We start from the raw sequence: 24,212 nt of genomic DNA, 5'->3' as shown, positions 1-24,212 counted from the left end.
ACGGCGCTATTCCGCTGCCAGTGGCATCGCGCCGCCGGGGCGGCGGAATGCCCCCGCGAGTTCGGTGATGATGCCGGCGATCACCTGCCGGAAGGCGGTGAAATCCGTACTGCGGCGGATCGCGGTTTCGTCCATATAAAGCGCGCGGTCGATTTCGATCTGCACCACATGCTGCTGCTGCGACGGGCGGCCATAGGTCTGGGCAATATAGGCCCCGGCGAAGGGTGCATTGCGGACCACCCGCAGGCCCGCGCGGCGGAAGGCGGCCTCGATCCGATCCGTTACCTCGCGCGCCGCAGAAGCGCCGAAACGGTCGCCCAGCACGACCTCGGGATGGGCAATGCCGGGGCGTGAATGCACCTCGATCGCCTCATGTGGCATGGAATGCCAGTCGAGCAGGATGGCCTGCCCCGCGCCCAGATGCGCCTCGCGCAGCAGTGTCTTCAACTGGTCGTGCCACGGATGCCAGTGCCGCGCGATGCGTGCTTCCGCCTCGGCCAGGGAAATCTTTCCGCGATAGATATTGCGACCCTGCGCCACCACACGGGGAATCACCCCTAACCCGGAGCTGACGCGCGGATTATGCGCCGCCCGGCCGATTCCCTCGATCACTGCCGGGTCAAGTTCATCGCTGCCCCGGTTCAGATCCAGAAACGCCCGTGGTACCCGCGCCGCCAGAAGCGGGATGCCCGCTGCCGGCGCCGTGCCGATAAGCTCGTCGACAAAGGCGTCTTCCGAGCTGCGGATCTGGGATGAATCGAGCAGAATGTTATCGAGAAACGCCGGATCATAGGCCCGGCCGCTATGCGGCGATGAAAATACCAGCGGCCCCCGCCCGATCTGCGGGGTGTTCAGGACATAGGCTTCGGTTTCGGTCCGGTGGATCATGTCAAAAGGTATAGCGCGGATTTTTCTGTTGTCGAAACCCCTTGAACACCGCTGCGACTCTCTTTATAGACCCCTCCACGACGCGGTTCTGCCCGCGTCCTTTGTTTTTACAAAGGCTGCGGCAGGGGCAAGTCAGGGCGGTTAGCTCAGCGGTAGAGCACTACGTTGACATCGTAGTGGCCACTGGTTCGATCCCAGTACCGCCCACCATTTTCGTCCCGCAAGGGGCACAAGGCAAGAAGGCGCACGCGCGCCGCGATAAGGAGACGACCCATGAAGGTCAAGAACTCGCTGCGCTCGCTGAAGACGCGTCACCGCGACTGTCAGGTTGTGCGCCGTAAAGGCCGGGTCTATGTGATCAACAAGACCCAGAAGCGCTACAAGGCCCGTCAGGGCTGATTGGCGCCAAGCCATCGCTTTGGAAAGACCGCCGCGGGAAACCCGGCGGTCTTTTTCATTTCAGCGCGCCATGGCGTGATATTCGGGGTTCGGCCGCATCTCGACCGCCGCCGCCAGCCGGTTCGACATGTTGTAGAAAGCGGCGACGGCGGCGATATCCCAGATATCCGCATCGCTGAATCCTTCCGCCCGCAGGGTGGCCCGGTCGGCCTCGCCCATTTCGGCGGGATGGTTGGTCAGCTTCACCGCGAAGGCCAGCATGGCCCGCTGCCGGGGGGAGATATCGGCCACGCGCCAGTTCTGCGCCACGGTTTCCGCCAGCGCCGGATCGCCGGAAAGCTGGCGCAGCGCCGCGCCATGGGCAGTCAGGCAATAGACGCAGGCATTCTGCGCCGAAACGGCGACCGCGATCATCTCGCGTTCCGCTTTGGTCAGCCCCGAGGGTGCCAGCATCAGGTCGTTATACATCGCACTGAAGGCGCGCAGTTTTTCCGCGTCGAAAGCATAGGCCAGCAGCACATTCGGGATCATGCCCAGCTTTTCCTGACACTTGCCGAAATAGGCGGCGATGTCGTCGGGCAGCGGGTTTTCGGGCTCCAGATCCAGCGCGGTTACGGTTTCGGTCATTGCATCCTCCCTTATAAGTGACAGCCTGCACCGAAGCGGGAAAGGTTCCAACGCGAAATCGCGGGGCTATGCTGCCTGAAGTCGAATCGCCGACCGGAGGACAGGATCATGCGGCTGTTTCATTCCCCGACCTCGCCCTATGTGCGTAAGGTCATGGTTTTGCTGCACGAAACCGGGCTGCTGCCAAGGGTCGAACTGGTGGCGGCGCAGGGCACGCCGGTTGATCCGGGGTCCATGCCGGTGGACCGCAATCCACTGGGCAAGATTCCAGCGCTGGAAACCGACGAGGGGGTGGCGCTTTATGACAGCCGGGTGATCTGTCGCTATCTGGATGATCTGGGCACCGCAGGGCTTTACCCGCCTGCGCCCGCCCTGTGGGAGGTGCTGACACTGGAAGCGACAGCGGACGGTATCCTCGATGCCGCGATCCTGATGGTCTACGAATCGCGGGTGCGGCCCGAGGAGCGGCGGCATCCCGACTGGGTGGAAGGGCAGTGGGCCAAGATCGCCCGTGCGCTGGATGCGGCCGAACGGCGGTGGTCCGGTCATCTGGCCGGGCCGCTGGACATGGGCCAGATCGCCCTGGGTTGTGCGCTGGCCTACCTGGACTTCCGGCATTCTGACCGACCGTGGCGCGCAGCGCATCCGCATCTCGCCGCCTGGGAGGCCGAGTTTTCCGGCCGGGCCTCGATGCTGGCGACGCGCCCGTCAACGGTTTGATTTCGAAGGGCTTCTAGGTTCTGGAAGGCAGGTGCGACCAGAGGCTGCGGCGGCAGGCGGCGCGCAGGCTGCCAAGCCATCGGATCACGGTGCGGCGTGCGTGGCTGTCGCGGCGCAGCACGCGTTCTCCCAGCCAGCCCAGAACGGCCCCGGCCAGAACCTGCCAGATGTCATGGGCCTGCGCCTGAATGCGTGAGGCCCCCACAAAACCCGCCCCGATCACCACTACCGCACGGGCGACCGGATGCGGCGGCAGGCAGTCATGCAGCAGCGCGCTGGCGCCGAAACCGGCAGCGGCGGTGTGCGCCGAGGGGAAGCCATCGCTGCCACCGCCGGGCCGCCGGTTCAGCGCCGTGTTGCCCAGCAGTTGCTTGGTGCCATGCGCAACGGCAATCACCCCGGTAAACCGCAAAAGCAGCTCGCCCGCCCGGCCATCCGCTGCGGCACAGGCCAGGGCCACGACCGGCAGCGCGATCTGAAGCCGGTCGCCATAGCGCCGCGCCGCCGGTTCGCAGAGAATCAGGCTCAGCGACAGAGCTGCCAGCACCAGCTGGACACGGCCGAGCATTTTCCAAAAGGGCCTGATCATCGGTGCCTCCGCCACTTGCGGGCCTGCCTAACGTGCCGATGTAACAGGCAGTTCACGCGCCCGTGTCGCAGGCATTGTGGCATTGCGAGGGGCGAATGATGCGAAAATGCCGCATCAAACCGGGGCCTGCGCGCCTATGACCGCTGGACGTGACGGGGGCGCTTGGCTAAAACCCGCCCATCACGGCTGCGGGCGACCGCCGCCCCTGATTTGCATGGGTCGCATGAGGCGGCCCTTGAGAGGGAGAAGATCTCGTGTCCCACGCAGAAGATCACGCAGGCACCCGCAGGGATTTCCTGTACTATGCAACGGCTGGTGCCGGCGCCGTCGCTACCGGCGCGGCGGTCTGGCCGCTGATCAACCAGATGAACGCTTCGGCTGACGTGCGCGCCCTTGCCTCGATCCATGTCGATGTCTCCAATGTGGCTGTGGGCTCGCAGCTCACCGTGAAATGGCTTGGCAAGCCGGTCTTCATCCGCCGCCGCACCCCCGAAGAGATCGACGCCGGACGCGCCGTTGCGCTGACCGATCTCGTCGATCCCCATGCCGACAATGCCAATAAGCCGGATGCCGATGCCGCCGACCAGAACCGCACGCTGGACGAAGCGGGCGAGTGGCTGGTGATGATGGGCGTCTGCACCCACCTCGGCTGCGTGCCGCTGGGCAATGGCGCCGGTGACTTCGGCGGCTGGTTCTGCCCCTGCCACGGCTCGCACTACGATACGGCTGGCCGCATCCGCAAAGGGCCCGCGCCGCGTAACCTGCCTGTGCCGGTGGCGCAGTTCACCGATCCGAACACCATCAAGCTGGGCTGAGGGAGACACCGATGGCCGGAATTCCGCACGACCATTACGAGCCCAAGACGGGCATCGAAAAGTGGCTGCATTCGCGCCTCCCGATTGTCGGGCTGGCCTATGACACGCTGATGATCCCCACCCCGAAGAACCTCAACTGGATGTGGATCTGGGGCATCATCCTGACCTTCTGCCTTGCATTGCAGATCGTGACCGGCATCGTGCTGGTGATGCACTACACGCCGCATGTCGATCTGGCCTTCGCCAGCGTCGAGCACATCATGCGTGACGTGAACGGCGGCTTCGCGCTGCGTTATCTGCATGCCAACGGCGCCTCGCTGTTCTTCGTGGCCGTTTACCTGCACATCTTCCGGGGTCTCTACTACGGCAGCTACAAGGCGCCGCGCGAAGTGACCTGGATCGTCGGCATGCTGATCTACCTCTGCATGATGGGCACCGCCTTCATGGGCTATGTTCTGCCCTGGGGTCAGATGTCCTTCTGGGGCGCGACCGTGATCACCGGCCTGTTCGGCGCCATTCCGGGCATCGGACCGGATATCCAGGCCTGGTTGCTGGGCGGACCGGCTGTCGACAACGCCACGCTGAACCGCTTCTTCTCGCTGCACTACTTGCTGCCCTTCGTGATCGCGGCCCTCGTCGCCGTGCACATCTGGGCCTTCCACACCACCGGCAACAACAACCCCACCGGGGTCGATGTGCGCCGCGGGTCGAAGGAAGAGGCGAAGAAAGACACCGTTCCGTTCTGGCCCTACTATGTCATCAAGGATCTGTTTGCGCTGGCAGTGATTCTGGTGGTGTTCTTCGCCATCGTCGGTTTCATGCCGAACTACCTTGGCCACCCGGATAACTATATCGAGGCGAACCCGCTGGCGACGCCTGCGCATATCGTGCCGGAATGGTACTTCCTGCCGTTCTACGCCATCCTGCGTGCCTTCACTTCGGACGTCTGGGCGGTGCAGTTCGTTCAGTTCATCACCTTCGGCATCGTGGACGCCAAGTTCTTCGGCGTGCTGGCGATGTTCGGCGCGATCGCGGTCATGGCGCTGGCGCCCTGGCTCGATACCTCGTCGGTGCGTTCGGGCAAGTATCGTCCGATGTTCAAATGGTGGTTCTGGCTGCTCTGCGTCGACTTCATGGTCCTGATGTGGGTTGGCGCCCAGTCGACCGAGTTCCCCTATGACTGGATCTCGCTCATCGCTGCGACCTACTGGTTCGCCTACTTCCTCGTGATCCTGCCGCTTCTTGGCGTGATCGAAAAGCCGCTGGCCATCCCGGCGACCATCGAGGAAGACTTCAAGGCCCATTATCCGCACGCGGCCGAGTGAGAGAAAGGAAGTAACTGAGATGCTTCGCAAAATCGCAATCAGCGCGATCTCGGCTCTGGCCATCACCTCCGGCGCCGCCATGGCCGCCGGTGGCGGCGGCCACATCGAGGATGTCGCCTTCTCCTTCGAAGGTCCGTTCGGCAAGTTCGAAAAGAACCAGCTCCAGCGCGGTCTTCAGGTCTTCACCGAAGTCTGTGCGGCCTGCCACGGTCTGAAATATGTGTCGATCCGCACGCTTTCGGACGAGGGCGGCCCGCAGCTTCCCGATGATCAGGTCCGTGCCTATGCCAAGAACTTCTCGGTGGTCGACAAGGACACCGGCGAAGAGCGTGAGGCGGTCCCGTCGGATCACTTCCCGCCGAACACCGGCGCGGGTGCCCCTGACCTCAGCCTGATGGCCAAGGCGCGTGCGGGTTTCCACGGCCCTTACGGCACGGGTCTGAGCCAGCTGTTCAACGGCATCGGCGGCCCGGAATACATCCATGCGATTCTCACCGGCTATACCGGCGAGACCAAGGAAGAAGCGGGCGAGACCTATTACGAGAACCACGCCTTCTCGACCGGCTGGATCAAGATGCCCCCGCCGCTGGCGGATGATCAGGTGACCTATATCGACGGTCATCCCGCGACGGTGGACGCCATGTCGGAAGACGTGTCGGCCTTCCTGATGTGGACCGCCGAGCCGAAACTGATGGCGCGCAAACAGATGGGTTTTGTCGCCGTTCTGTTCCTGATCGGCCTTTCGACGCTGCTTTACCTGACCAACAAGCGGCTCTGGGCCAAGGTTAAGGGCAAGAAGCTGGTCTGATCTGGCGCCTGTGAAACGAAAAGCCCCGCAGGAAACTGCGGGGCTTTTTCATGTGCCGAGATAGCGGGCCAGCGCAGGTGGCGGATTGGCGAATAGCGCTTCCGTTGACGCAGGGGGGGCGGCGACACCATCAGCCACCAGAATGGTGTGCGAAGAAAAGCGCTGCGCATCCTCGGGGTCATGCGTGACCATGAGGACCAGCGCCGGACCCGCGAGTTCTTCGACCAGCGCCAGCATTTCGGCCTTAAGGGCCGGGCCAAGCGCGGCGAAGGGTTCATCCAGCAGCAGCATCGGCCGGGCGCGCAGCAAGGCGCGGGCCAGCGCAGCGCGGCTTTGCTGGCCGCCCGACAGCGCGGCGGGGCGCCTGTTGCCCAACCCCCCCAGCCCGACCCGCTCCAGCGCCCGGTCAACCGCCGCCGAGTCGACGCGCCGCAGCGAGGGGTCAAGCCCGAGGCCAAGGTTCTGCGCCACAGTCAGATGCGGGAACAGGTTCTGATCCTGAAACAGGATCGACAGCGGGCGCCTGCCCGGCGTCAGCTCGTCCAGCGGCTGACCTTCCCAGCGAATATGACCTGACGCCAGCGGTATGAAGCCTGCAAGAGCATTCAGCAGGGTCGACTTTCCGGCCCCAGAGGGGCCGATGACCGCGATACGCTGGCCCGGCCCGGCCTGCCAGTTGGCGACCAGGCTGAAATCGTCCTGCTGAATCGTGACATTCTCAAAGCTCAGCACCGGCGCGCCCCCATCTGTCACATATCCAGAACACGCCGAAGGCCGCGATCACCAGCAAAAGCGACGCCGCCGCCGCCGCCTCCATCCGATAGGCGGCCATCAGGCGGGAAATCACAAGGGGCAGGGTCGCCCCGTGCTCTGCCGCGAACAGCGCGACGACGCCCAGGTCACCCACCGCCAGCGCGGCAGTCAATCCCAGTGCAAAGCCCAGCGGGCGGCGGAGGCGGGGCAGGATCAGCAGGCGGAGCGCGGCCCAGCCACACAGGCCCAGTGATTCCGCCAGCGTGCCATAATCGGCCACCAGCACGCGCGCCTCTGGCAAAAGGATGCGATAGGCGAAGGGCAGCGCCATGACGGCGGTCACCAGAATGGTGACCGGCACCGCCATGTCGGGTGGTGCCACGAACGGAAAGACCAGCAGAAACAGCCCGGTGCCCAGAACAAGCTGTGATCCGGCCATGGGCAGCATCGCCACCGGCTCCAGCCAGCGGGCCCCATGGGCGCGGGCCAGCGCCAGCACCAGCGCGGCAGAAACGGCCAGAGGTGCGGTGCAGAGGGCGACCAGCAGCGAGGTCAGCAGGCCGGGCCAGACCCCTGCGGGCAGGCTGGCAAGGCCGGGAACGCCACGCAGCACCACTGCGCCGATGGGCAGGGCGAGGAAGGTCGCCGCCAGCCCGATGGCGCCAAAGTCGATCAGCTGCCGCCAGCCGCCGGGCGCGGGCAGATCGGCCTGACGGTCGAGGCCGGCGCCGAATCCGCCCGGCGTGGTGAAGAAGGACGCCAGCGCCACCGCCAGCCCGCAGGTCCCCACCTGCATCAGGGCCAGCGTGGCGGCACGGGGCAGGTCGAACTCGAACCGGATCGCCTGATAGATTGCCAGTTCCACGGTCGTGGCCGCCGGACCGCCGCCCAGAATCAGCACCACGGCAAAGCTGGTCAGGCAGATCGCAAAGACCGCGAGCAGCACGCCGGGCAGCACATCGCGCAGCATCGGTGCCTCGATATGGCGCCAGAAATCGGTGGGCCTGAAATCGAGACTGGCGGCAAGCCTCAGGCGTTCCGCCGGAATGGCCTGCCAGCCTTGCAGCAGCATTCGCGTCGCCAGCGGCATGTTCAGAAAGATATGGGCCAGCACCACGCCGCCCAGCCCGAAGATCGAGACGGGGGCCAGACCCAACAGACGCAGCCCGCCATTCACAAGACCGGCGCGGCCGAAAACCGCCAGCAGGCCCAGCACCGCCACGATGACCGGCAACAGGAAGGGTGCCCCCAGCGCAGTGATCATCAGCCTGCGCCCGGCAAAGCGGCGGCGGGCCAAAGCACGGGCAAGCGGCACCGCACAGGCGGTGGAGGCCAGCGCGGAAAGCGCGGCCTGCGTTACCGTAAAGCGCAATGCGGCCAGATCGGCTGTGCCGACCCCGCCGCGCCCGGCTTGCGCCAGAACGACTGCCACGGGGCCCAGCGTCAGCGCCGCCAGCCCCGCCGCAATCAGCGCGCCAGCGCGGCGCGCCATTCTTCCAGTGCCGGGGCGCGCAGCGCCTCGGCCTCATCCGCGCCCAGCAGCAGCGATTTGGTCGGCTGCACCAGCGTCTCGAACCCCTTCGGCAGCCCCTCGGCGGGTACATGGGCGGGATACATCCAGTTCGTCGTCGGCAGCACCGCCTGCGCCGCATCCGACAGCATATAGGCCATAAAGCGGTCAGCCAGTTCAGGCTGGTCGGAAGCGGCCAGTTTGCCCATCACTTCGACCTGCATATAATTGCCCTCGTCGAAGACGGCGGCGGTCTTGCTGTCATCCTGTTCCGAGATCAGGTGATAGGCGGGCGAGGTGGTGTAGCTGAGCACCATATCCGCCTCGCCTTCAAGGAACATGCCATAGGCTTCGGACCAGCCGGGGGTGACGGTGACGATATTGTCGGCCAGATCCTTCCAGACCTGCGCCGCCTCGTCGCCATAGGCCGCCTTCACCCACATCAAAAGGCCCAGACCGGGGGTGGAGGAACGCGGGTCCTGAATGACGATCTTCAGGTCCGATCCCGCCAGATCACGGAAGTTCTTCGGTGCATCCAATGTGCGGTTGTGGACAAAGGCGAACCAGCCCCAGTCGTAGGGCACGAAGTTCGCATCTTCGAAGGCGACCGGCAGGTCGAGTTCGGGGGCCTGACCATGTGGCGCGAACAGGCCGGTTTCGCGGGCCGCGGCGGTCAGGTTGGTGTCCAGACCCAGAACCACGTCGGCATCGGTCCTTGCGCCTTCCAGTTGCACGCGCGCCAGCAGCGCGGCACCGTCCCCTGCCGGTATGAAGCGCAGATCGCAGCTGCATTCGGCCTCGAAGCCCGTTTCGATGGCCGGGCCGGGGCCCCATTCGGATACGAAGCTGTCATAGGTCAGCACGTTCAGTACCGGGGTCTCTGCCGCCACGGATGTGGCGACAAAAGCGAGACCCGCAGCAAATTTGAGAGATTTCATCGTCATTCTCCTATCTGCGACGGGCGGAGACGGGAGTATGGCCGGGCCACGCACCTTCCCTCCGCCGGTCCTAACCGGTTCAGGTTCAACGGGTCCGCGTTGCCGCATCTCAGCCCAGTAGGGCCCCCCGAGGTGCGGGAGACAATAGGGCAGGGTGAGCCATGTGCAAGGGGAATCGACAGGAAACTGGACGGCGCCACCGGCCCGGGGGAGGTGGCGCCCGGTCGGGGGTCAGCCCCAGACCTCGGTGAACTCGCGCCATTCGCCCTTGCTCATGCCGCTGTCTTCCTGCGCGACTGTTTCGCCCGCGAGACGACGCTTCAGGACGGCGATGGCCCTGGCCGACAGGGTGACTCCGCCCATGCGGTAATCCTCGAAAGCGCCAAACGCGACCGGCACCCAGTCCGCCACCACTTTCGCAATCGCCTCGGCATAGACGCGAATTTCATATTGTGCATGGGCGTCGGCGCGCAGCCGCAGGAAGTGGAACAGGTTGTGCAGATCGACCTTCCAGTACCATTGCGTATAGATATTGGCGGGCAGGTTCATCCGCGCCAATTCGCGCGCAAGGCCCTGCTGGCCGTCCTGGCTGAGCATTTCCTCGTAATGGTCATAGCTGCGGGCGGCATCGGATTTCAGGATTTCCAGCACCCGCGCCGCTTCATCGCCTTGCAGCACGGCGCCACGGCCCTGATTGTTGACCGTCGATTGCGCGGCCAGATGTTCAGGGGTCGGGATGTAGAACTCACGGTCCATGATCGAATAGCGGGCGCTGTATTCGTTCACATTGGCGGTGCGGTGGCGAATCCACTGGCGCGCGACAAAGATCGGCAGCTTCACATGCAGCTTCACCTCGCACATCTCGAACGGGGTGGAATGCCAGTGCCGCATCAGATAGCGGATCAGGCCGCTGTCGTCGTTCACTTTCCTCGTGCCCGCGCCATAGCTGACCCGCGCGGCCTGCACGATGGCGGCATCGTCGCCCATATAGTCGATCACCCGGACAAAGCCGTGGTCCAGCACCTGATGCGCCCGGTAAAGATGGGCCTCCATCCCTTCGGAGACAGCGCGAAGGGTAGGGCGCGGGGTCGCACGCAGGGCGTCGATCTCGGCTTGCTGTTCAGGGGTCAGGGGCATGGTGTGGTCCTTCGTATGAGTCGGAAACCACTATATCTGGGCGAAGCCCCGCATATAACCCACCGGATGATGCGTGGTGCAGAGATGCCGCAGCCTTCATCCAAAGTGATGAACGGTGCGAAACTCGTTGACTTTACAGGGATTTTGGAAAATCTGGAAAGAAAAACGCAGCAGTGTCACAGGACCGTTATCATGTCTCAGCTTCGTACGGCGCTTGCCGCGCTTCTGCTTTTGTCTGCCTGTAGCGGCAGCCCGTTCGAGGACCCGACCGACGGGGGCACCGATGGTGGCACAGACGGCGGGACCGATGGCGGAATTGACAGCGACCGCGAGCTGCCTCCCGGCACCGCCAGCCCCAAACCGGATAAGCGGATCGTCCGGTACGAGGCGCGGGGTACGGCCTCCACCGATGGCGACAGCGGCAACGGCTATGTGACGAAGGTCAGCTACAACCGCGACAGCGACACGTTCAGCGTGGATGGCCTGCCCTTTGATGGCGACAATGCCTATACCCGTGGCACCAAGGTCGGCTCGCTGGGCAAGGTGGCGGTTTACGAAGGAAAGCCCACCCTGGACGGGATCGAGCAGATCCAGCACCGTGCGCTTTATGGTGTCAGCAGCGACGGGCAGGTCGAATTCGCCATCGTCCGCACCGGCGGCTATGTCGATTACGGCTTCGGCGGGTTCATCTATCAGCGGAACGGATCGGTCACTCTGCCCGCCGAGGGCACCAATACCGCCGACTATCGCGGCCAGGCGCGTTACAAGGGCAAGTTCGATTCGCTGCGGGATTTCAAGGCCAAGAGCGGGCTTGAATATGGCCGCGCTGACATGACCATGGATATCGACTACGACGATTTCAACGATGGCAATGGCGTCAAGGGCCGCATCTACAACCGCAAGATCTATGATATCAACGGCAAGGAAATCACCGACGAGGTGGTGGCCGCGCTGTCCGCGGAGTCGGATCGCAAGCAGGACGGTCTGCCTGAAATCCGCTTCCGCGTGCAGCAGGGCGTGATGGACGACAATGGCGAGATCGTCGGAACCGTCTCTTCCAGCTATTACAATGGCAGCGGGGCGATCGAGGGCTTCGAGGAAGGCAACTACTATGCCATCGTCTCGGGCAAGAATGCCGAGCGGGTGGTTGGTGTGGTTGTGGTCGAAGGCGACGACCCGCGCTGGTCGGGCGTGACCACGCGCGAGACCGGCGGCTTCATCCTGAAGCGCAAGAAGGCGAGCGCGAACTGACGATGCTTCGGCCGCTGCGGTTCCGGCTGGTGGCGGGGCTGATCGCCGCCGCCCTGCTGGGGCCAACCCAGATCCGGGCCGAGGATGCCATGACGGCGCAGGAATTGCGCCGCATCGGCTATGCGATGATGGCCGAGGGCGATGCCCGGGGCGCCGAGGCGCTCGCCGAGGCCCTGCTGGCGAGGGATGCAGGCGATACCGCCGCGCTGATGCTGCGGGCGCAGGCCCGGCTGAAGCTGGGTCGCGCGGGCAGCGCGCGGGCTGATGCGCGCGAGGTCTACCGGATCAGCGACAAGCAACAGGCCCGGTTCGGGGCGGCGATGTTCGTCGCAAGCTCGCTGGTGGAAGATGGCTATGTCACGCGCGGTCAGCTCTGGTTGCGTCTGGCGGCGCAGGCTGCGCCGGACGACGCCAGCCGGGCAGCGGTGGCCAAGGATTACGATTTCGTCCGTTCGCGCAATCCGTGGCTCTGGAACTTCAACCTGCGCGCCAATCCTTCGTCCAACGTGAACGACGGATCGACCGAGGCGAGTTACACCAATCCGGGCATCCCCTGGCTGGGCCCCGAGATCGAGATTACCGGCGCGCAGAAGGCGCTGTCGGGGGTGGAGGCGACTGCCGGGTTCGGCGTGACCTACCGCTTGCCCCCTACCGCCACCACGATGACCGCGCTGCATTTCCGCGCGGAACAGACCAAGGTACAGCTTTCATCCGAAGCGAAGCGCATCGCGCCCGGTGCCCTTGGCCGCGACTATGACAGCGCCAGCGTCGAGGCGGGCATCAGCCGCCGCTGGCGCCCCGAAACCGGCCAGACAACCTATGGATTCGGGGCCTATGCCTCGCATGACTGGGCGGGTGGCTATGACCTGTCCAACGCGCTGCGGCTGGAGGCACAGGCAGACCGGCCGCTTGGGAACGGTGTGGCGGGCATGGTGGCGCTGAGCGCGGAACGGCAATGGCGGCTCGATTCCGCGGTGCGTTCGGCGGATGTCGTGTCGCTGACCTTCGGAGTGCAGCGCCAGCTCGCCAATCAGGACCGGCTTCAATTGACGTTGGGAGGGCGTGTTACCGCGACCGACAGCCCTGGCCTGCGCAACAATGCCGTCACGGCCCGTCTGGCCTGGGACAAGGCCCGGCCTCTGGCCGGGTTTTCGGTTGGCGGTGCGCTGACCTTCGAGGCGCGCGACTACCCGGATTCGCCCTTTGATCTGCGTGACGGGCGGCAAGACCGGCGCATGTCGCTGGATATCTCGATCCAGCATGAGGATGTGCAGTTTTACGGCTTTTCACCGACACTGGATATCCGTGCGGCCCGTAACCATTCCGATGTCGGGCTGTACAGCTCGCGCGGGCTGGGCGTGACGCTGGGCATCCAGTCCAGCTTCTGACTGGCATCCGCCGGATTTGACCCTATGTTTCCGCTACCGGCGGCACAGCCGCCACGGCCAAAGGCGAGGGAACCCGATGAAGCTGAAATATCTGCACACCATGGTCCGCGTGCTGGACCTTGAAAAATCCATGGCCTTCTATCGCCTGCTGGGGCTGGAGGAAACGCGGCGCTACGAAAACGAACAGGGCCGGTTCACGCTGGTCTTCCTGGCGCCGCCCGGCCAGCCGGAATGCCCGGTAGAACTGACCTACAACTGGGATGGCGACGACGGCCTGCCCTCGGATAGCCGCCATTTCGGCCATCTGGCCTATGAGGTGGAGGACATCTACGCCACCTGCCAGCATCTGATGGACAATGGCGTGACCATCAACCGTCCGCCGCGCGACGGTCGCATGGCCTTCGTCCGCAGCCCGGATAATGTATCGGTGGAGCTGTTGCAGGCGGGCACGGCGCAGGCGCCGGCCGAACCCTGGACCTCGATGCCGAATACGGGGCACTGGTAAGGCAGGAAACCCCTTGCGGGCACGGGGCGAAGCGGTCAGGACGGGCGCATGACGGATCGAGCTTTTCTGAATGTCGAAGCCTCGCTGACCGGACGGCGCTGGCTTGGCCCCGACCCATCGGTCACCCGGCAGGCCGAGGCGCTGGCCCAGGCAACGCGGCTTCCCGCCGCGTTGTGTCAGGTTCTGGCCGAACGCGGCGTGACCCCGCAGGAGGCGCCCGCCTTCCTTGCGCCCGCGCTGCGCGACCTGCTGCCTGATCCGCTGAGCCTGCGTGACATGGCCCCGGCGGCAGAACGCTTCCTGAAGGCGCTGCGCGGCCGCGAACGCATCGCCATCTTCGCCGATTATGATGTGGATGGCGGCTCGTCCGCCGCGCTGCTGCTGACGTGGTTGCGCGCCATGGGGCGGCCTGCGACGCTTTATATCCCCGACCGTATCGACGAGGGTTATGGTCCCAACGTGCCTGCCATGCAGGCGCTGGCCGCCGCGCATGACCTGATCATCTGCGTCGATTGCGGCACGCTGAGCCATGAGCCCATCGCCGCCGCGAAGGGCGCGGATGTGGTGGTGCTGGATCACCACCTTGGCGGCGAGACGCTGCCCGAGGCGGTCGCGGTGGTGAACCCCAACCGGCAGGACGAGGATGGCAGTCTTGCACATCTTTGCGCGGCTTCGGTCGTGTTTCTGTTGCTGGTCGAGGCGAACCGCCGTCTGCGGGCCGAAGGCGTGCAGGGACCGGATCTGATGGCGCTGCTCGATCTGGTGGCGCTGGCCACCGTGGCCGACGTGGCGCCGCTCATCGGGGTGAACCGTGCCTTCGTGCGGCAGGGGCTGCGGGTGCTGGCGCGGCGCGAACGCGCGGGGCTGCGCGCGCTGGCCGATGTGGCGCGGATGGATCAGGCACCCACGCCCTACTCGCTGGGCTTCCTGCTGGGGCCAAGGGTGAATGCGGGCGGGCGGATCGGTCAGGCCGATCTGGGCGCCCGTCTTCTTGCCACCGATGACCCGGCCGAAGCGGCGGCGCTGGCCGAACGTCTGGACCAGCTCAACACCGAGCGGCGCGAGATCGAGGCGGCGGTGCGTGCCGCGGCCCTCGCGCAGGCCGAAGCCCGCGGGCTGGATGGTCCGCTGGTCTGGGCCGCTGGGGCAGGGTGGCATCCGGGCGTTGTCGGCATCGTGGCCGCGCGTCTGAAAGAGGCGACGAACCGCCCCGCCGTGGTGATCGGGCTTGAGGGCGGCATCGGCAAGGGCTCGGCCCGGTCGGTGACCGGCGTGGACCTTGGCGCAGCGGTGCAGCGCGTGGCGGCCGAGGGGCTGCTGCTGAAGGGCGGCGGGCACAAGATGGCGGCGGGTCTGACGGTGGTCGAGGATCAGATCGAACCCGCCATGGCGCGGCTGGCCGAACTGCTGGAGCGGCAGGGGGCGGGGGCCACTGGCCCCGCTGACCTGCGGCTGGACGGTCTGCTCAGCCCGATGGCGGTCAGCCCCGCGCTGATCGAACAACTTGAGGAAGCCGGTCCCTTTGGCGCTGCCGCCCCGGCCCCGCGCTTTGCCTTTGCCGATCAGGCGGTCAGCGCGCGTCGCGTGGGCGAAAGCCATCTGCGGCTCAGCTTCGGGGATGGCAGTGGCCCGAAGATTGACGCCATCGCCTTTGGCGCCTTCGATGGCCCGCTTGGCCCCGCGCTGGAGAACGCGGGACACCAGCGTTTCCATCTTGCCGGGCGGCTGGAGCTGAACAGCTATGGTGGCCGCACGCGGGTGCAATTGCGTCTGGAGGATGCGGCGCGCGCTTGATGCGAAACTGTCGCATTTTCCTCTTGCGCCGCAGCCAACGCGCCGCTAGATAGCCCCTCACCGGCCACGGCCCGTTCGTCTATCGGTTAGGACGTCAGGTTTTCAACCTGAAAAGAGGGGTTCGACTCCCCTACGGGCTGCCACTTCCTTGTCAGGAAGTGGCGGGTTTTCCCAAGAAGTGGAATACATGCTTGCCCACCTGCCAGGTGCGGGCTACTGCGGGAAACTGGTAAATTCATGGAGCGTCAGATGATCCTTTACGGCATCTCCACCTGCGACACATGCAAGAAAGCTCTGAAGGCCATCGAGGCGGCGGGTCATGCGGTGACGTTCCGCGATATCCGTAAAGAGCCGCTCAGCGAGGCGGAAATTGCGGCGCTGATGGTGGAGTTCGGGGATCGGATCATCAACAAATCCTCGACCACCTATCGTAGTTTTAACGATTTTCTGAAGGCATCCGAACCGGAGGCGCAGCTTGCTGCTCAGCCGACCGTTATGAAACGGCCGGTCATCGAATCGGAGGGTAAGTGGTTTCTGGGCTGGGATGCCGCAGTGCAGGGCGCGGTTTTGGGTTAAGCCGTTCAACGCGGCCGCAAAATGCAAACGGCCCCTCGCGGGGCCGCAGCGTACCGCTTCGATCCGGGCGGATCAGAGCAGTTTCAGATCGCCAGCCGACGAACGGCCGTCACGGCCCGATTGAAGCTCGTAACCGATTTTCTGGTTGTCGCTCAGACCCTTGAGCCCGGCGCGTTCCACCGCCGAGATATGGACGAACACGTCCTTGCCGCCATCGTCGGGTGCAATGAAGCCATAGCCCTTGGTGGCATTGAACCATTTCACGGTGCCGGTCGGCATGCCGTCTCTCCTTCATCAGACATCCCGCGGCGGAATTACCGTGGGCCGTGCAGCCAGGTCTTCCAATTCTCCGGCTGCCTGTCCGGCAGAAGGCGGTCGAAAGTCTGTCGTCACTTGATCCATGATGACACGGGCTTGGTAAAAATCAAGAAAATAGCTTGGGCGGCCAATGGACCGCCCAATTCTTCAGGTCTTCAGCAGCACGTCCGGGCGAACGTCAGGGCATCTGCCCTTCCTTGGCCAGTTGCGGGATGATCTGGTCCAGCGCAACGGTTTCCGTGCGCGTCTCGCCCAGACGCCGCACCGATACCGAACGATCTTCCACCTCTTTCATGCCGATGGCAAGGATCACGGGCACCTTGCCGACGGAATGTTCACGGACCTTGTAGTTGATCTTCTCGTTCCGGGTATCCGCCTCGGCCCGGATGCCCGCCGCTTTCAGCGTGGCGACCACCTCATGCACATAGGCATCGGCGTCCGAAACGATGGAGGCGACAACGACCTGACGCGGGGCCAGCCAGAACGGCAGCTTGCCGGCATAGTTCTCGATCAGGATGCCGATAAAACGCTCGAACGAGCCCAGAACAGCGCGGTGCAGCATGACGGGGCGATGCTTGGCGCCATCCTCGCCAACATATTCCGCATCCAGCCGCACAGGCAGGTTGAAATCGGCCTGGAACGTGCCGCACTGCCATTCGCGCCCGATCGCATCGGTCAGCTTGAAGTCGAGTTTCGGCCCGTAGAACGCCCCGTCGCCGGGGTTGATCTCATAGGGCAGGCCAAGGCTTTCAATGGCCTTTTGCAGCGCATTCTCGGCCTTGTCCCAGATTTCGTCGCTGCCCACACGCACATCGGGACGGGTGGACAGTTTGATGTCGAACTTCTCGAACCCCAGGTCGCGGTAAACCGACGACAGCAAGCCGATGAAGCCCGCGCATTCGGCCTCGATCTGATCCTCGGTGCAGAAGATATGCGCATCGTCCTGCGTGAAGCCACGCACCCGCATCAGCCCGTGCATGGAGCCGGAGCTTTCATAGCGGTGGCACGACCCGAATTCGGCCAGCCGCAGTGGCAGGTCACGGTAGGATTTCAGGCCCTGATTATAGACCTGCACATGGCAGGGGCAGTTCATGGGCTTCAGCGCATTGATGCGCTTTTCCTTGGCGCCTTCCTCGTCCACCTCGACGATGAACATGTTCTCGCGATAGGCTTCCCAGTGGCCGGATTTCTCCCACAGCACGCGGTCAACCACTTGCGGCGTCTTGATTTCCTTGTAATCCGCCTGCCGCAGCCGCTTGCGCATATAGTCTTCCAGCGTGCGATAGACGGTCCAGCCATTCGGATGCCAGAACACCATGCCCGGCGCCTCTTCCTGAAGGTGGAACAGGTCCATCTCGCGGCCCAGCTTGCGGTGGTCGCGTTTTGCGGCCTCCTCCAGCATCGTCAGATGCGCCTTGAGGTCGTCGCGGTTGCGGAATGCCACACCATAGATGCGTTGCAGCATCGGGCGCGTGGCATCGCCCAGCCAATAGGCGCCAGCGACATGCGTGAGCTTGAAGGCATCGGCCGGAACCTGGCCCGTGTGTTGCAGGTGCGGGCCACGGCACAGATCCTGCCAGTCGCCATGCCAATACATGCGGATGTCCTGATCTTCGGGAATCCGGTCCAGCAGCTCCAGTTTGAACGGTTCGCCCTTGCCGCGATAATATTCGACGGCGCGCGCGCGGTCCCACACTTCGGTTTTCACCGGCTCGCGGGCGTTGATGATCTGCTTCATCCGCGCCTCGATCTGGCCGAGGTCTTCGGGCGTGAAGGGTTCTGCGCGGTCGAAATCGTAGAACCAGCCATAGTCGCGGACCGGGCCGATGGTGACTTTCACATCGGGCCAGATCTCCTGCACGGCACGCGCCATGATATGCGCGAGGTCGTGGCGGATCAGTTCCAGCGCCTGTGCCTCGTCCTGCATCGTGTGGATGGCGATGGTCGCATCCGCCGGGATCGGCCATTGCAGATCCCAGTGCGCGCCGTTCACCGTCGCGCTGATCGCCTTTTTCGCAAGGCTGGTGGAAATGGCGGCAGCCACTTCAGCAGGCGTGACGCCCGTCGTGAAGTCGCGCTTGTTGCCATCGGGGAATGTCAGGGAAATCTGGCTCATGGCCATCCTCCTCGTCGGTTTGGCGCCCACGGAACGCCCGGTTGCGGGTATGTCGGCGCGGTTTTGCGCCCTGTGCGGGGCGGCGTCAAGCCACTGTCGCGCCTTCTTGCCGGGCGCGGGCGGTTCTGCCACGCTAGACCGACCAGGTGGGGGAGGGTGGCGATGCGCAGCTTTGATGAAATTCTGACCATCGCGGCGGCCCGTAAGGGTAGCGCCGAGGCGGTTCTTGCTGGCGCCACGCCGGTGAAACCGGCTGCCGAACTTGCCGCCATTCCGGGGGACCGCTGGCTTGCCACCATGGCGCGCGGCATCTTTCAGGCGGGCATAAGCTGGACGGTGGTCGATGCCAAATGGCCTGGCATCGAAGCGGCTTTTAGCGGCTTCGATGTGGGCCGCGTGTCGATGATGGACGATGCGTGGTTTGATGCGCTGCTGGCGGATACCCGTGTCATCCGCAGCGGACCGAAGATTGCGGCGATCCGTGACAATGCCGCGTTCATCCGTCGGGTCGACGAAGCCGAGGGCGGTTTCGCCCGCCGTATCGCCGACTGGCCGGTGGAGGATTATGTCGGCCTGTTGGACTGGCTGACGAAGAATGGCAGCCGTCTGGGCGGCAATACCGGCGCCTACCTGCTGCGGTGGATGGGCAAGGAAAGCTTCATCCTCTCGCAGGATGTGGTGGCGCGGCTGGTGGCGGAAGGCGTGGTGGACACGGCGCCCAAGTCGAAGAAGGCCATGATGCCGGTGCAGGTGGCGTTCAACCAGTGGCGGGCCGAAAGCGGGCGAAGTTTCAACGAAATCGGCCGCGTTCTGGCGCAGAGCATCGGTTGAGCCGTTCCGCGCGCCTCTGCTAAGACTCGGGCAAAGGAGAATGCCATGCCCGAATTTCTGACCACGCCGCAAGGCCGCCGCATCGCCTATCACCGCACAGCGGGAAAGGGGCCGGGAGTGGTGTTCCTTGGCGGGTTCAAATCTGACATGACGGGCACCAAGGCAGTACATCTGCAAGCCTGGGCCGAGGCGCAGGGCCGTGCCTTCCTGCGGTTCGATTATTCCGGCCATGGCCAATCCTCGGGCGATTTTCTGGATGGCTGCATCGGCGACTGGGCCGAAGATGCGATTGCGGCAGTGGCCAGCCTGACCGAGGGGGCGCAGATCCTTGTCGGCTCGTCGATGGGGGGCTGGATGGCGCTTCTGGTAGCGCGCGCCATGCCGGAACGGGTCGCCGGGCTGATCGGTATCGCCGCCGCGCCGGATTTCACCGAAGATCTGATGTGGGCGGGCTTTACCGAAGCTGAACGCGCCGCAGTGATGGCCGGGCGGCTGGAGCAGCCCTCGGAGTATTCGGACGAGCCCTACGTCATCACACGCAAGCTGATTGAGGACGGCCGTAACCGGCTGGTCCTGCGCACGCCCCTGCCGCTGCCTTTCCCGGTGCGGCTGTTGCAGGGCACGGCGGATGTGGATGTGCCTCCTGCGGTGGCGCTGCGCCTTCTGGACCATGCTGAAAGCCCTGACCTGAGGCTCAGTCTTGTGAAGGGGGCGGATCACCGCTTCTCGACGCCCGAATGTCTTGATCTGATCACGGCCAGCCTTGGCGAGATTGACGCGGTCCTTTGACCGCTGTGGCGCAAATGCCCGCAGTCGCCGCCGCGCGAAGGGGCACTCTGGCCCGCGCGGGGGCCTTGCAGTAACCTTGGCGGCAACACCGCCCTCAGACGCGGTGATCCACAAGGTCTTGAGGCCCATGAACGAGCCGGTCATCCTGATTCCAGGGCTGCTTTGCGACGCCCGTGTCTTTGAACATCAGATCCTGCATCTGTCGCGGCACCGGCCTGTGACGATCGCCCAGCCGCAGGGCCATACGGTCGAGGAAATGTCAGCCGCGCTCGTCCCGCAACTGCCGCCCCGGGCGGTTGTGGTAGGGCAGGGGCTGGGCGGCGATGTGGCGCTGGATGTTCTGCGGCGCGCGGGCGACCGGATCAGCCGGATCGCGCTGATCTCTACCGATCCGCTGGCCGAACCCGCGAATATCGCTGCCGCGCGCGAGGCGCGCATGGTGGCCGCGCGCGCGGGGCGGCTGTTTCAGGCGGTGGCAGAGGAATACCCGCTGGACGAAGCCGGGCCACGCACAGGGGCCATGACCGCGCTGTTGCGCGAGATGGCGGATCATCTGGGCGAAGGTGTCTACCTTGCGCAGTCGCGCGCCATGCAGCGACGGCCAGACCAGCAAAAGACCCTGCGCCGCGCGACGGTGCCTGCCCTGATCCTGGGTGGCGCACGCGATACGCTGGTCCCGCCGCGGCGGCACGAGTTGGTGGCCGGGCTGATGCCCTTTGCCAAATTGCGGATGATTGAGGGGGCTGGGCACCTTCTGACGCTGGAAGCGCCCGAGGTGGTGACGGCCGCGCTGGAGGAATTCCTGCGCGGCCCGATGCTTCTGCGCTGATTACTTGGAAACGGCGAGCTTCACCGGCGCTTTCGCCGGTTTGCCGGAATTGGCGTCGATGAAGCTCAGCACGAGCGGACGGATATTCAGGCGCCAGGACTTGCCCGCGAAGATGCCGTAATGGCCTGCGCCGGGTTCAAGGTGCTGCGCCTTTTTCGACTCGGGCAGGTTGGTCAGCAGCTTCAGCGCAGCAAGGCATTGACCGGGGGCCGAGATATCATCCTTCTCGCCCTCGACGATCTTCACGGCGACATTGGTGATCGCGCCCATGTCGACCTTCTTGCCCGCCACGGTAAAGACGTTGCGCGCGATTTCGCGGTTCTTGAAGACGCGCTCCACCGTCGACAGATAGAATTCTGCGGTCATGTCCATCACCGCCAGATATTCATCGTAGAAGCGGTTGTGGGCATCGTGGTCCGACGACTCGCCACGCGCGGCGCGCATGATCTGGTCGGTGAATGCCTTGGAATGCCTTTCGGCATTCATCGACATGAACCCCGCGAGTTGCAGCAGCCCCGGATAGACCAACCGCCCGGCGCCCTTGTATTTGAAGCCCACACGCTGAATCGCCCATTGCTCCAGCTGACCCATGGTGACCCGACGACCGAAATCGGTCACTTCTGTCGCGGCGGCATCCGGGTCCACCGGCCCGCCCATCAGTGTCAGCGAGCGCGGCTGAGCGGCGGGGTCTTCTGCGGCGAGATACGCGGTGGCGGCCAGCGTCAGCGGCACCGGCTGACACACGGCGATGACATGGGTGTCAGGCCCGAGGTGGCGCATGAAGTCGACCAGATAAAGCGTGTAATCCTCGACATCGAATTTCCCGGCCGAAACCGGGATGTCGCGGGCATTGTGCCAGTCGGTGACATAGACATCGGCATCGGGCAGCAGGCTGGCGACGGTCGGGCGCAGCAGCGTGGCGTAGTGGCCCGACATCGGCGTGACGACGAGGATCTTGCGGGCCATCGGCGGGCGGCGGCGCACGAAGAACTGGATCAGGTCGCCAAAGGGCTTTTCGACCACCTGCTTGATGTCGACGAGGTGATCCTGCCCGTCCGGCCCGACGATCGAACGGATACCCCAGTCGGGCTTGGCAACCATGCGACCGAAGGTCCGCTCGGTCACCTCGCCCCATGCGGCGGTGAGGTTGACAAGCGGATTGGTGGAAAGTGCGAAAGCCGGGTAAGAGGCCATGGCCCGTGCGGTTGCCCCAAGCCATTCATTTGTGTTGCGGGCAGTTTCCATAAGGTCGTAAGTCGCCATATACTTCATCGCGTCTCCTTGCCCGTTGGGGCCGTGGCTCTGCCGCGCAACCCCGGAAGGCAGGCGGAAATGCTGCATGCGCAAAAACTTTAGGGGGGAATTGTTGATATGACAACCGAGACCAAGGACGATGACGCACGGCTGGAACGGCTCAATGCGAATCTTGTCAGGGTCGACGAGTTGTCGAGGCGCCTTGCAGCGGCGCTAACACATCGCAAACAGGTTGATATGTCGCTTCATGGCCCCTCTCAGGAGGTCTATTTGAAGGCGGCGGCGGCCTATGTTGCTGAAATGATGCAGGACCCCTCGAAAATCATCGAACAGCAGGTCGGCTACTGGGGGAAGACCCTGAAACACTATGTGCAGGCGCAGCATGCGCTGGCGCAGGGAGAATTGAAGGCTCCGGCAGACCCCGGCCCGAAGGATCGCCGATTCGGCAACCCGCTCTGGGACAGCCACCCGTTCTTCAATTACCTCAAGCAGCAATATCTGATGAATGCCGAGGCGATCAGCGGCGCTGTTTCCGGTATCGAAACGCTGGATGCCACTGACAAGAAGCGGATCGAGTATTTCTCGCGCCAGCTGGTCGATATGTTCTCGCCCACCAATTTCCTTGGCACCAACCCTGACGCGCTGGAGCGCGCGGTGGCAACCGATGGCGAAAGCCTGGTGCGGGGGCTGGAAAACCTGGTGCGCGATATCGAAAGCAACCATGGCGATCTTCTGGTCACGCTGGCGGATCGTGATGCGTTCCACGTTGGCGAGAATATCGCCACCGCGCCGGGATCGGTGGTTTTCCGCAATCACATGCTGGAACTGATCCAGTATACCCCGACGACCGAGAAGGTGCATCAGACCCCGCTGCTGATCTTCCCGCCGTGGATCAACAAGTTCTACATCCTCGATCTGAAGCCTGCCAACAGCCTGATCCGCTGGATCGTCGATCAGGGCTTTACCCTGTTCGTGGTCAGCTGGGTCAACCCGGATGCGAGCTATGCCGATGTCGGCATGGATGATTACATCCGTGACGGCTATCTGGCGGCGATCAACGAGGTGAAGCAGATCACCGGCGAAAAGCAGATCAACGCGGTGGGCTATTGTATTGCGGGCACGACGCTGAGTCTGACGCTGGCCCATATGCAGAAAACCGGCGACAAGTCGGTGAAATCGGCAACGCTGTTCACCACACTGACTGACTTCAGCGATCAGGGCGAGGTCGGGGTTTTTCTCAACGACGACTTCATCGACGGAATCGAGCGGCAGGTTGCTGTCGACGGGGTGCTGGACAAGTTCTTCATGAGCAAGACCTTCAGCTTCCTGCGCTCGAACGACCTGATTTATCAGCCTGCCATCAAAAGCTACATGATGGGCGAGGCGCCGCCTGCTTTCGACCTGCTGTTCTGGAACGGCGACGGGACAAATCTTCCGGCGAAGATGGCGGTCGAATACCTGCGCGGCCTGTGCCAGCACGACGAATTTGCCCGCCAGGGCTTTCCGGTCTTTGGCGAGCGGGTTCGGCTGGCGGACGTCAAGGTGCCTCTGTGCGCGATTGCCTGCGAGACCGACCATATCGCCGCCTGGAAAAGCAGTTTCAACGGCGTGCGGCAGATGGGGTCGAAGGACAAGACCTTTATCGTCTCGGAAAGCGGCCATATCGCGGGCATCGTCAATCCGCCGTCGAAAGGGAAGTACGGGCACTACACCAATGATGCCCAGATGACCTCGGCGGACGAGTGGATGCAGGGCGCAACCTTCACGCCCGGAAGCTGGTGGCCGCGCTGGGGAGAGTGGCTTGCAGCGCGGTCGGGCAAGATGATTGCTGCCCGCGTGCCGGGCGATTCGACCAATCCGGTACTGGCACCTTCGCCTGGCACCTATGTCGCCGCAGTCCCAAGTCTCTGAATCGGATATCTATTGTCGTTCCGCCCGGCTCTGCAACCTCTGATTTTGCTGCGTCGCAGAAATTTCACTTGATTTTCTGCGGCGCAGCATTTATGTAGGTGGTCAGGAAACGGCACTGCTTCAGTGCAGACCCGATAGATG

General features: G+C 64.1%; 24 protein-coding genes, 2 tRNA genes and 1 riboswitch. Of the genes, 16 read left to right on the top strand and 10 right to left on the bottom strand.

All coding sequences use genetic code 11. The annotated features are described in order from the left end of the window. Positions 1–6 precede the first annotated feature (6 nt). The gene (locus tag IE126_RS17415) at positions 7–888 is read right to left on the bottom strand and encodes an N-formylglutamate amidohydrolase (protein WP_189381726.1); all 882 of its coding nucleotides are present in this window, start codon (positions 886–888) and stop codon (positions 7–9) included. 135 nt (positions 889–1,023) lie between these two features. Here IE126_RS17415 and IE126_RS17410 point away from each other — a divergent pair. Next, a tRNA-Val gene (locus tag IE126_RS17410) sits at positions 1,024–1,098 on the top strand. A gap of 63 nt (positions 1,099–1,161) precedes the next feature. Beyond that, complete coding sequence (gene ykgO, locus IE126_RS17405) at positions 1,162–1,287, top strand: type B 50S ribosomal protein L36 (RefSeq protein ID WP_054302743.1); 126 nt, start codon at positions 1,162–1,164, stop codon at positions 1,285–1,287. A 60-nt stretch (positions 1,288–1,347) separates the two neighbouring features. On the opposite strand, the gene IE126_RS17400 is transcribed toward ykgO, so the two are convergent. Then, positions 1,348–1,914 carry a peroxidase-related enzyme gene (locus IE126_RS17400; protein WP_108129714.1) on the bottom strand — a complete coding sequence of 189 codons (567 nt, stop codon included), beginning with the start codon at positions 1,912–1,914 and terminating at the stop codon, positions 1,348–1,350. A 108-nt stretch (positions 1,915–2,022) separates the two neighbouring features. Here IE126_RS17400 and IE126_RS17395 point away from each other — a divergent pair, with 108 nt between their 5' ends. Beyond that, positions 2,023–2,634 (top strand): glutathione S-transferase, encoded by a 612-nt coding sequence (locus IE126_RS17395; protein WP_054302745.1) that lies wholly within the window; start codon positions 2,023–2,025, stop codon positions 2,632–2,634. Between the two features lie 13 nt (positions 2,635–2,647). Here the strand turns inward: IE126_RS17395 and IE126_RS17390 are convergent, their stop codons facing one another. Beyond that, entirely contained in the window at positions 2,648–3,223 is a 576-nt protein-coding gene (locus IE126_RS17390; protein ID WP_189381725.1) for a phosphatase PAP2 family protein, read from the bottom strand. A 254-nt stretch (positions 3,224–3,477) separates the two neighbouring features. Between IE126_RS17390 and petA the strand changes: the two genes are divergently transcribed. Genes petA through IE126_RS17375 form a run of 3 tightly spaced genes read left to right on the top strand, consistent with a single transcriptional unit; the run spans position 3,478 to position 6,171 of the window. Further along, positions 3,478–4,038, top strand: coding sequence for a ubiquinol-cytochrome c reductase iron-sulfur subunit (petA, locus tag IE126_RS17385; protein ID WP_108129716.1), 561 nt, complete (start codon positions 3,478–3,480; stop codon positions 4,036–4,038). An 11-nt stretch (positions 4,039–4,049) separates the two neighbouring features. Further along, positions 4,050–5,363 carry a cytochrome b gene (gene petB, locus IE126_RS17380; protein WP_054302748.1) on the top strand — a complete coding sequence of 438 codons (1,314 nt, stop codon included), beginning with the start codon at positions 4,050–4,052 and terminating at the stop codon, positions 5,361–5,363. A gap of 19 nt (positions 5,364–5,382) precedes the next feature. Beyond that, positions 5,383–6,171, top strand: a complete 789-nt coding sequence (locus IE126_RS17375) for a cytochrome c1 (RefSeq protein ID WP_054302749.1) — start codon at positions 5,383–5,385, stop codon at positions 6,169–6,171. 48 nt (positions 6,172–6,219) lie between these two features. Here the strand turns inward: IE126_RS17375 and IE126_RS17370 are convergent, their stop codons facing one another. The 4 genes from IE126_RS17370 to thyX form a co-directional block, all read right to left on the bottom strand. After that, the gene (locus IE126_RS17370) at positions 6,220–6,903 is read right to left on the bottom strand and encodes a thiamine ABC transporter ATP-binding protein (RefSeq protein ID WP_054302750.1); all 684 of its coding nucleotides are present in this window, start codon (positions 6,901–6,903) and stop codon (positions 6,220–6,222) included. Then, complete coding sequence (locus tag IE126_RS17365; protein WP_189381724.1) at positions 6,890–8,416, bottom strand: ABC transporter permease family protein; 1,527 nt, start codon at positions 8,414–8,416, stop codon at positions 6,890–6,892. Before IE126_RS17365 ends, IE126_RS17370 begins: the two co-directional genes overlap by 14 nt. Continuing rightward, a complete protein-coding gene (thiB, locus tag IE126_RS17360) occupies positions 8,392–9,372 on the bottom strand; it encodes a thiamine ABC transporter substrate binding subunit (protein ID WP_054302812.1) in 981 nt (326 codons plus the stop codon). Before thiB ends, IE126_RS17365 begins: the two co-directional genes overlap by 25 nt. 39 nt (positions 9,373–9,411) lie before the next feature. Beyond that, a riboswitch (TPP riboswitch) is annotated at positions 9,412–9,512 on the bottom strand. A gap of 91 nt (positions 9,513–9,603) precedes the next feature. Continuing rightward, positions 9,604–10,509, bottom strand: a complete 906-nt coding sequence (gene thyX / locus IE126_RS17355) for an FAD-dependent thymidylate synthase (RefSeq protein ID WP_054302752.1) — start codon at positions 10,507–10,509, stop codon at positions 9,604–9,606. Between the two features lie 192 nt (positions 10,510–10,701). Here thyX and IE126_RS17350 point away from each other — a divergent pair, with 192 nt between their 5' ends. The 6 genes from IE126_RS17350 to IE126_RS17325 all read left to right on the top strand — a co-directional run bounded on the left by IE126_RS17350 (position 10,702) and on the right by IE126_RS17325 (position 16,023). Beyond that, on the top strand, positions 10,702–11,760 hold the full coding sequence (locus IE126_RS17350; RefSeq protein ID WP_189381767.1) for a hypothetical protein: 1,059 nt from the start codon (positions 10,702–10,704) through the stop codon (positions 11,758–11,760). Between the two features lie 2 nt (positions 11,761–11,762). After that, the gene (locus IE126_RS17345; RefSeq protein WP_189381723.1) at positions 11,763–13,148 is read left to right on the top strand and encodes a surface lipoprotein assembly modifier; all 1,386 of its coding nucleotides are present in this window, start codon (positions 11,763–11,765) and stop codon (positions 13,146–13,148) included. A gap of 76 nt (positions 13,149–13,224) precedes the next feature. After that, positions 13,225–13,653: a VOC family protein gene (locus IE126_RS17340; protein WP_054302754.1), complete on the top strand. Its 429-nt coding sequence runs from the start codon at positions 13,225–13,227 to the stop codon at positions 13,651–13,653. Between the two features lie 48 nt (positions 13,654–13,701). Further along, entirely contained in the window at positions 13,702–15,447 is a 1,746-nt protein-coding gene (gene recJ, locus IE126_RS17335; RefSeq protein WP_189381722.1) for a single-stranded-DNA-specific exonuclease RecJ, read from the top strand. A 68-nt stretch (positions 15,448–15,515) separates the two neighbouring features. Next, positions 15,516–15,590 (top strand) — tRNA-Glu (locus IE126_RS17330). A gap of 106 nt (positions 15,591–15,696) precedes the next feature. Then, positions 15,697–16,023 carry an arsenate reductase family protein gene (locus IE126_RS17325; RefSeq protein WP_189381721.1) on the top strand — a complete coding sequence of 109 codons (327 nt, stop codon included), beginning with the start codon at positions 15,697–15,699 and terminating at the stop codon, positions 16,021–16,023. A 72-nt stretch (positions 16,024–16,095) separates the two neighbouring features. Here IE126_RS17325 and IE126_RS17320 read toward each other — a convergent pair whose 3' ends face one another. Both IE126_RS17320 and thrS read right to left on the bottom strand, forming a co-directional pair. Continuing rightward, positions 16,096–16,302, bottom strand: a complete 207-nt coding sequence (locus tag IE126_RS17320) for a cold-shock protein (RefSeq protein ID WP_054302756.1) — start codon at positions 16,300–16,302, stop codon at positions 16,096–16,098. A gap of 217 nt (positions 16,303–16,519) precedes the next feature. Then, positions 16,520–18,457, bottom strand: coding sequence for a threonine--tRNA ligase (thrS, locus tag IE126_RS17315; protein WP_189381720.1), 1,938 nt, complete (start codon positions 18,455–18,457; stop codon positions 16,520–16,522). A gap of 162 nt (positions 18,458–18,619) precedes the next feature. Between thrS and IE126_RS17310 the strand changes: the two genes are divergently transcribed. The 3 genes from IE126_RS17310 (at position 18,620) to IE126_RS17300 (ending at position 20,906) form a co-directional block, all read left to right on the top strand. Continuing rightward, entirely contained in the window at positions 18,620–19,288 is a 669-nt protein-coding gene (locus IE126_RS17310; protein ID WP_189381719.1) for a DNA-3-methyladenine glycosylase I, read from the top strand. 45 nt (positions 19,289–19,333) lie between these two features. Continuing rightward, positions 19,334–20,077 carry an alpha/beta hydrolase gene (locus IE126_RS17305; protein WP_189381718.1) on the top strand — a complete coding sequence of 248 codons (744 nt, stop codon included), beginning with the start codon at positions 19,334–19,336 and terminating at the stop codon, positions 20,075–20,077. 127 nt (positions 20,078–20,204) lie between these two features. Next, positions 20,205–20,906 (top strand): alpha/beta fold hydrolase, encoded by a 702-nt coding sequence (locus IE126_RS17300; RefSeq protein WP_189381717.1) that lies wholly within the window; start codon positions 20,205–20,207, stop codon positions 20,904–20,906. On the opposite strand, the gene phaZ is transcribed toward IE126_RS17300, so the two are convergent. Next, positions 20,907–22,178: a polyhydroxyalkanoate depolymerase gene (gene phaZ / locus IE126_RS17295; RefSeq protein ID WP_108129726.1), complete on the bottom strand. Its 1,272-nt coding sequence runs from the start codon at positions 22,176–22,178 to the stop codon at positions 20,907–20,909. Positions 22,179–22,277: 99 nt separating this feature from the next. Here phaZ and phaC point away from each other — a divergent pair, with 99 nt between their 5' ends. Then, positions 22,278–24,071 (top strand): class I poly(R)-hydroxyalkanoic acid synthase, encoded by a 1,794-nt coding sequence (phaC, locus tag IE126_RS17290; protein ID WP_189381716.1) that lies wholly within the window; start codon positions 22,278–22,280, stop codon positions 24,069–24,071. Positions 24,072–24,212: the final 141 nt, after the last annotated feature.

Origin of the sequence: Gemmobacter nanjingensis (assembly GCF_014652195.1) — a bacterium.
Taxonomy (GTDB): Bacteria; Pseudomonadota; Alphaproteobacteria; order Rhodobacterales; family Rhodobacteraceae; genus Gemmobacter; species Gemmobacter caeni.
This window is presented reverse-complemented; position numbering and strand designations above follow the sequence as displayed.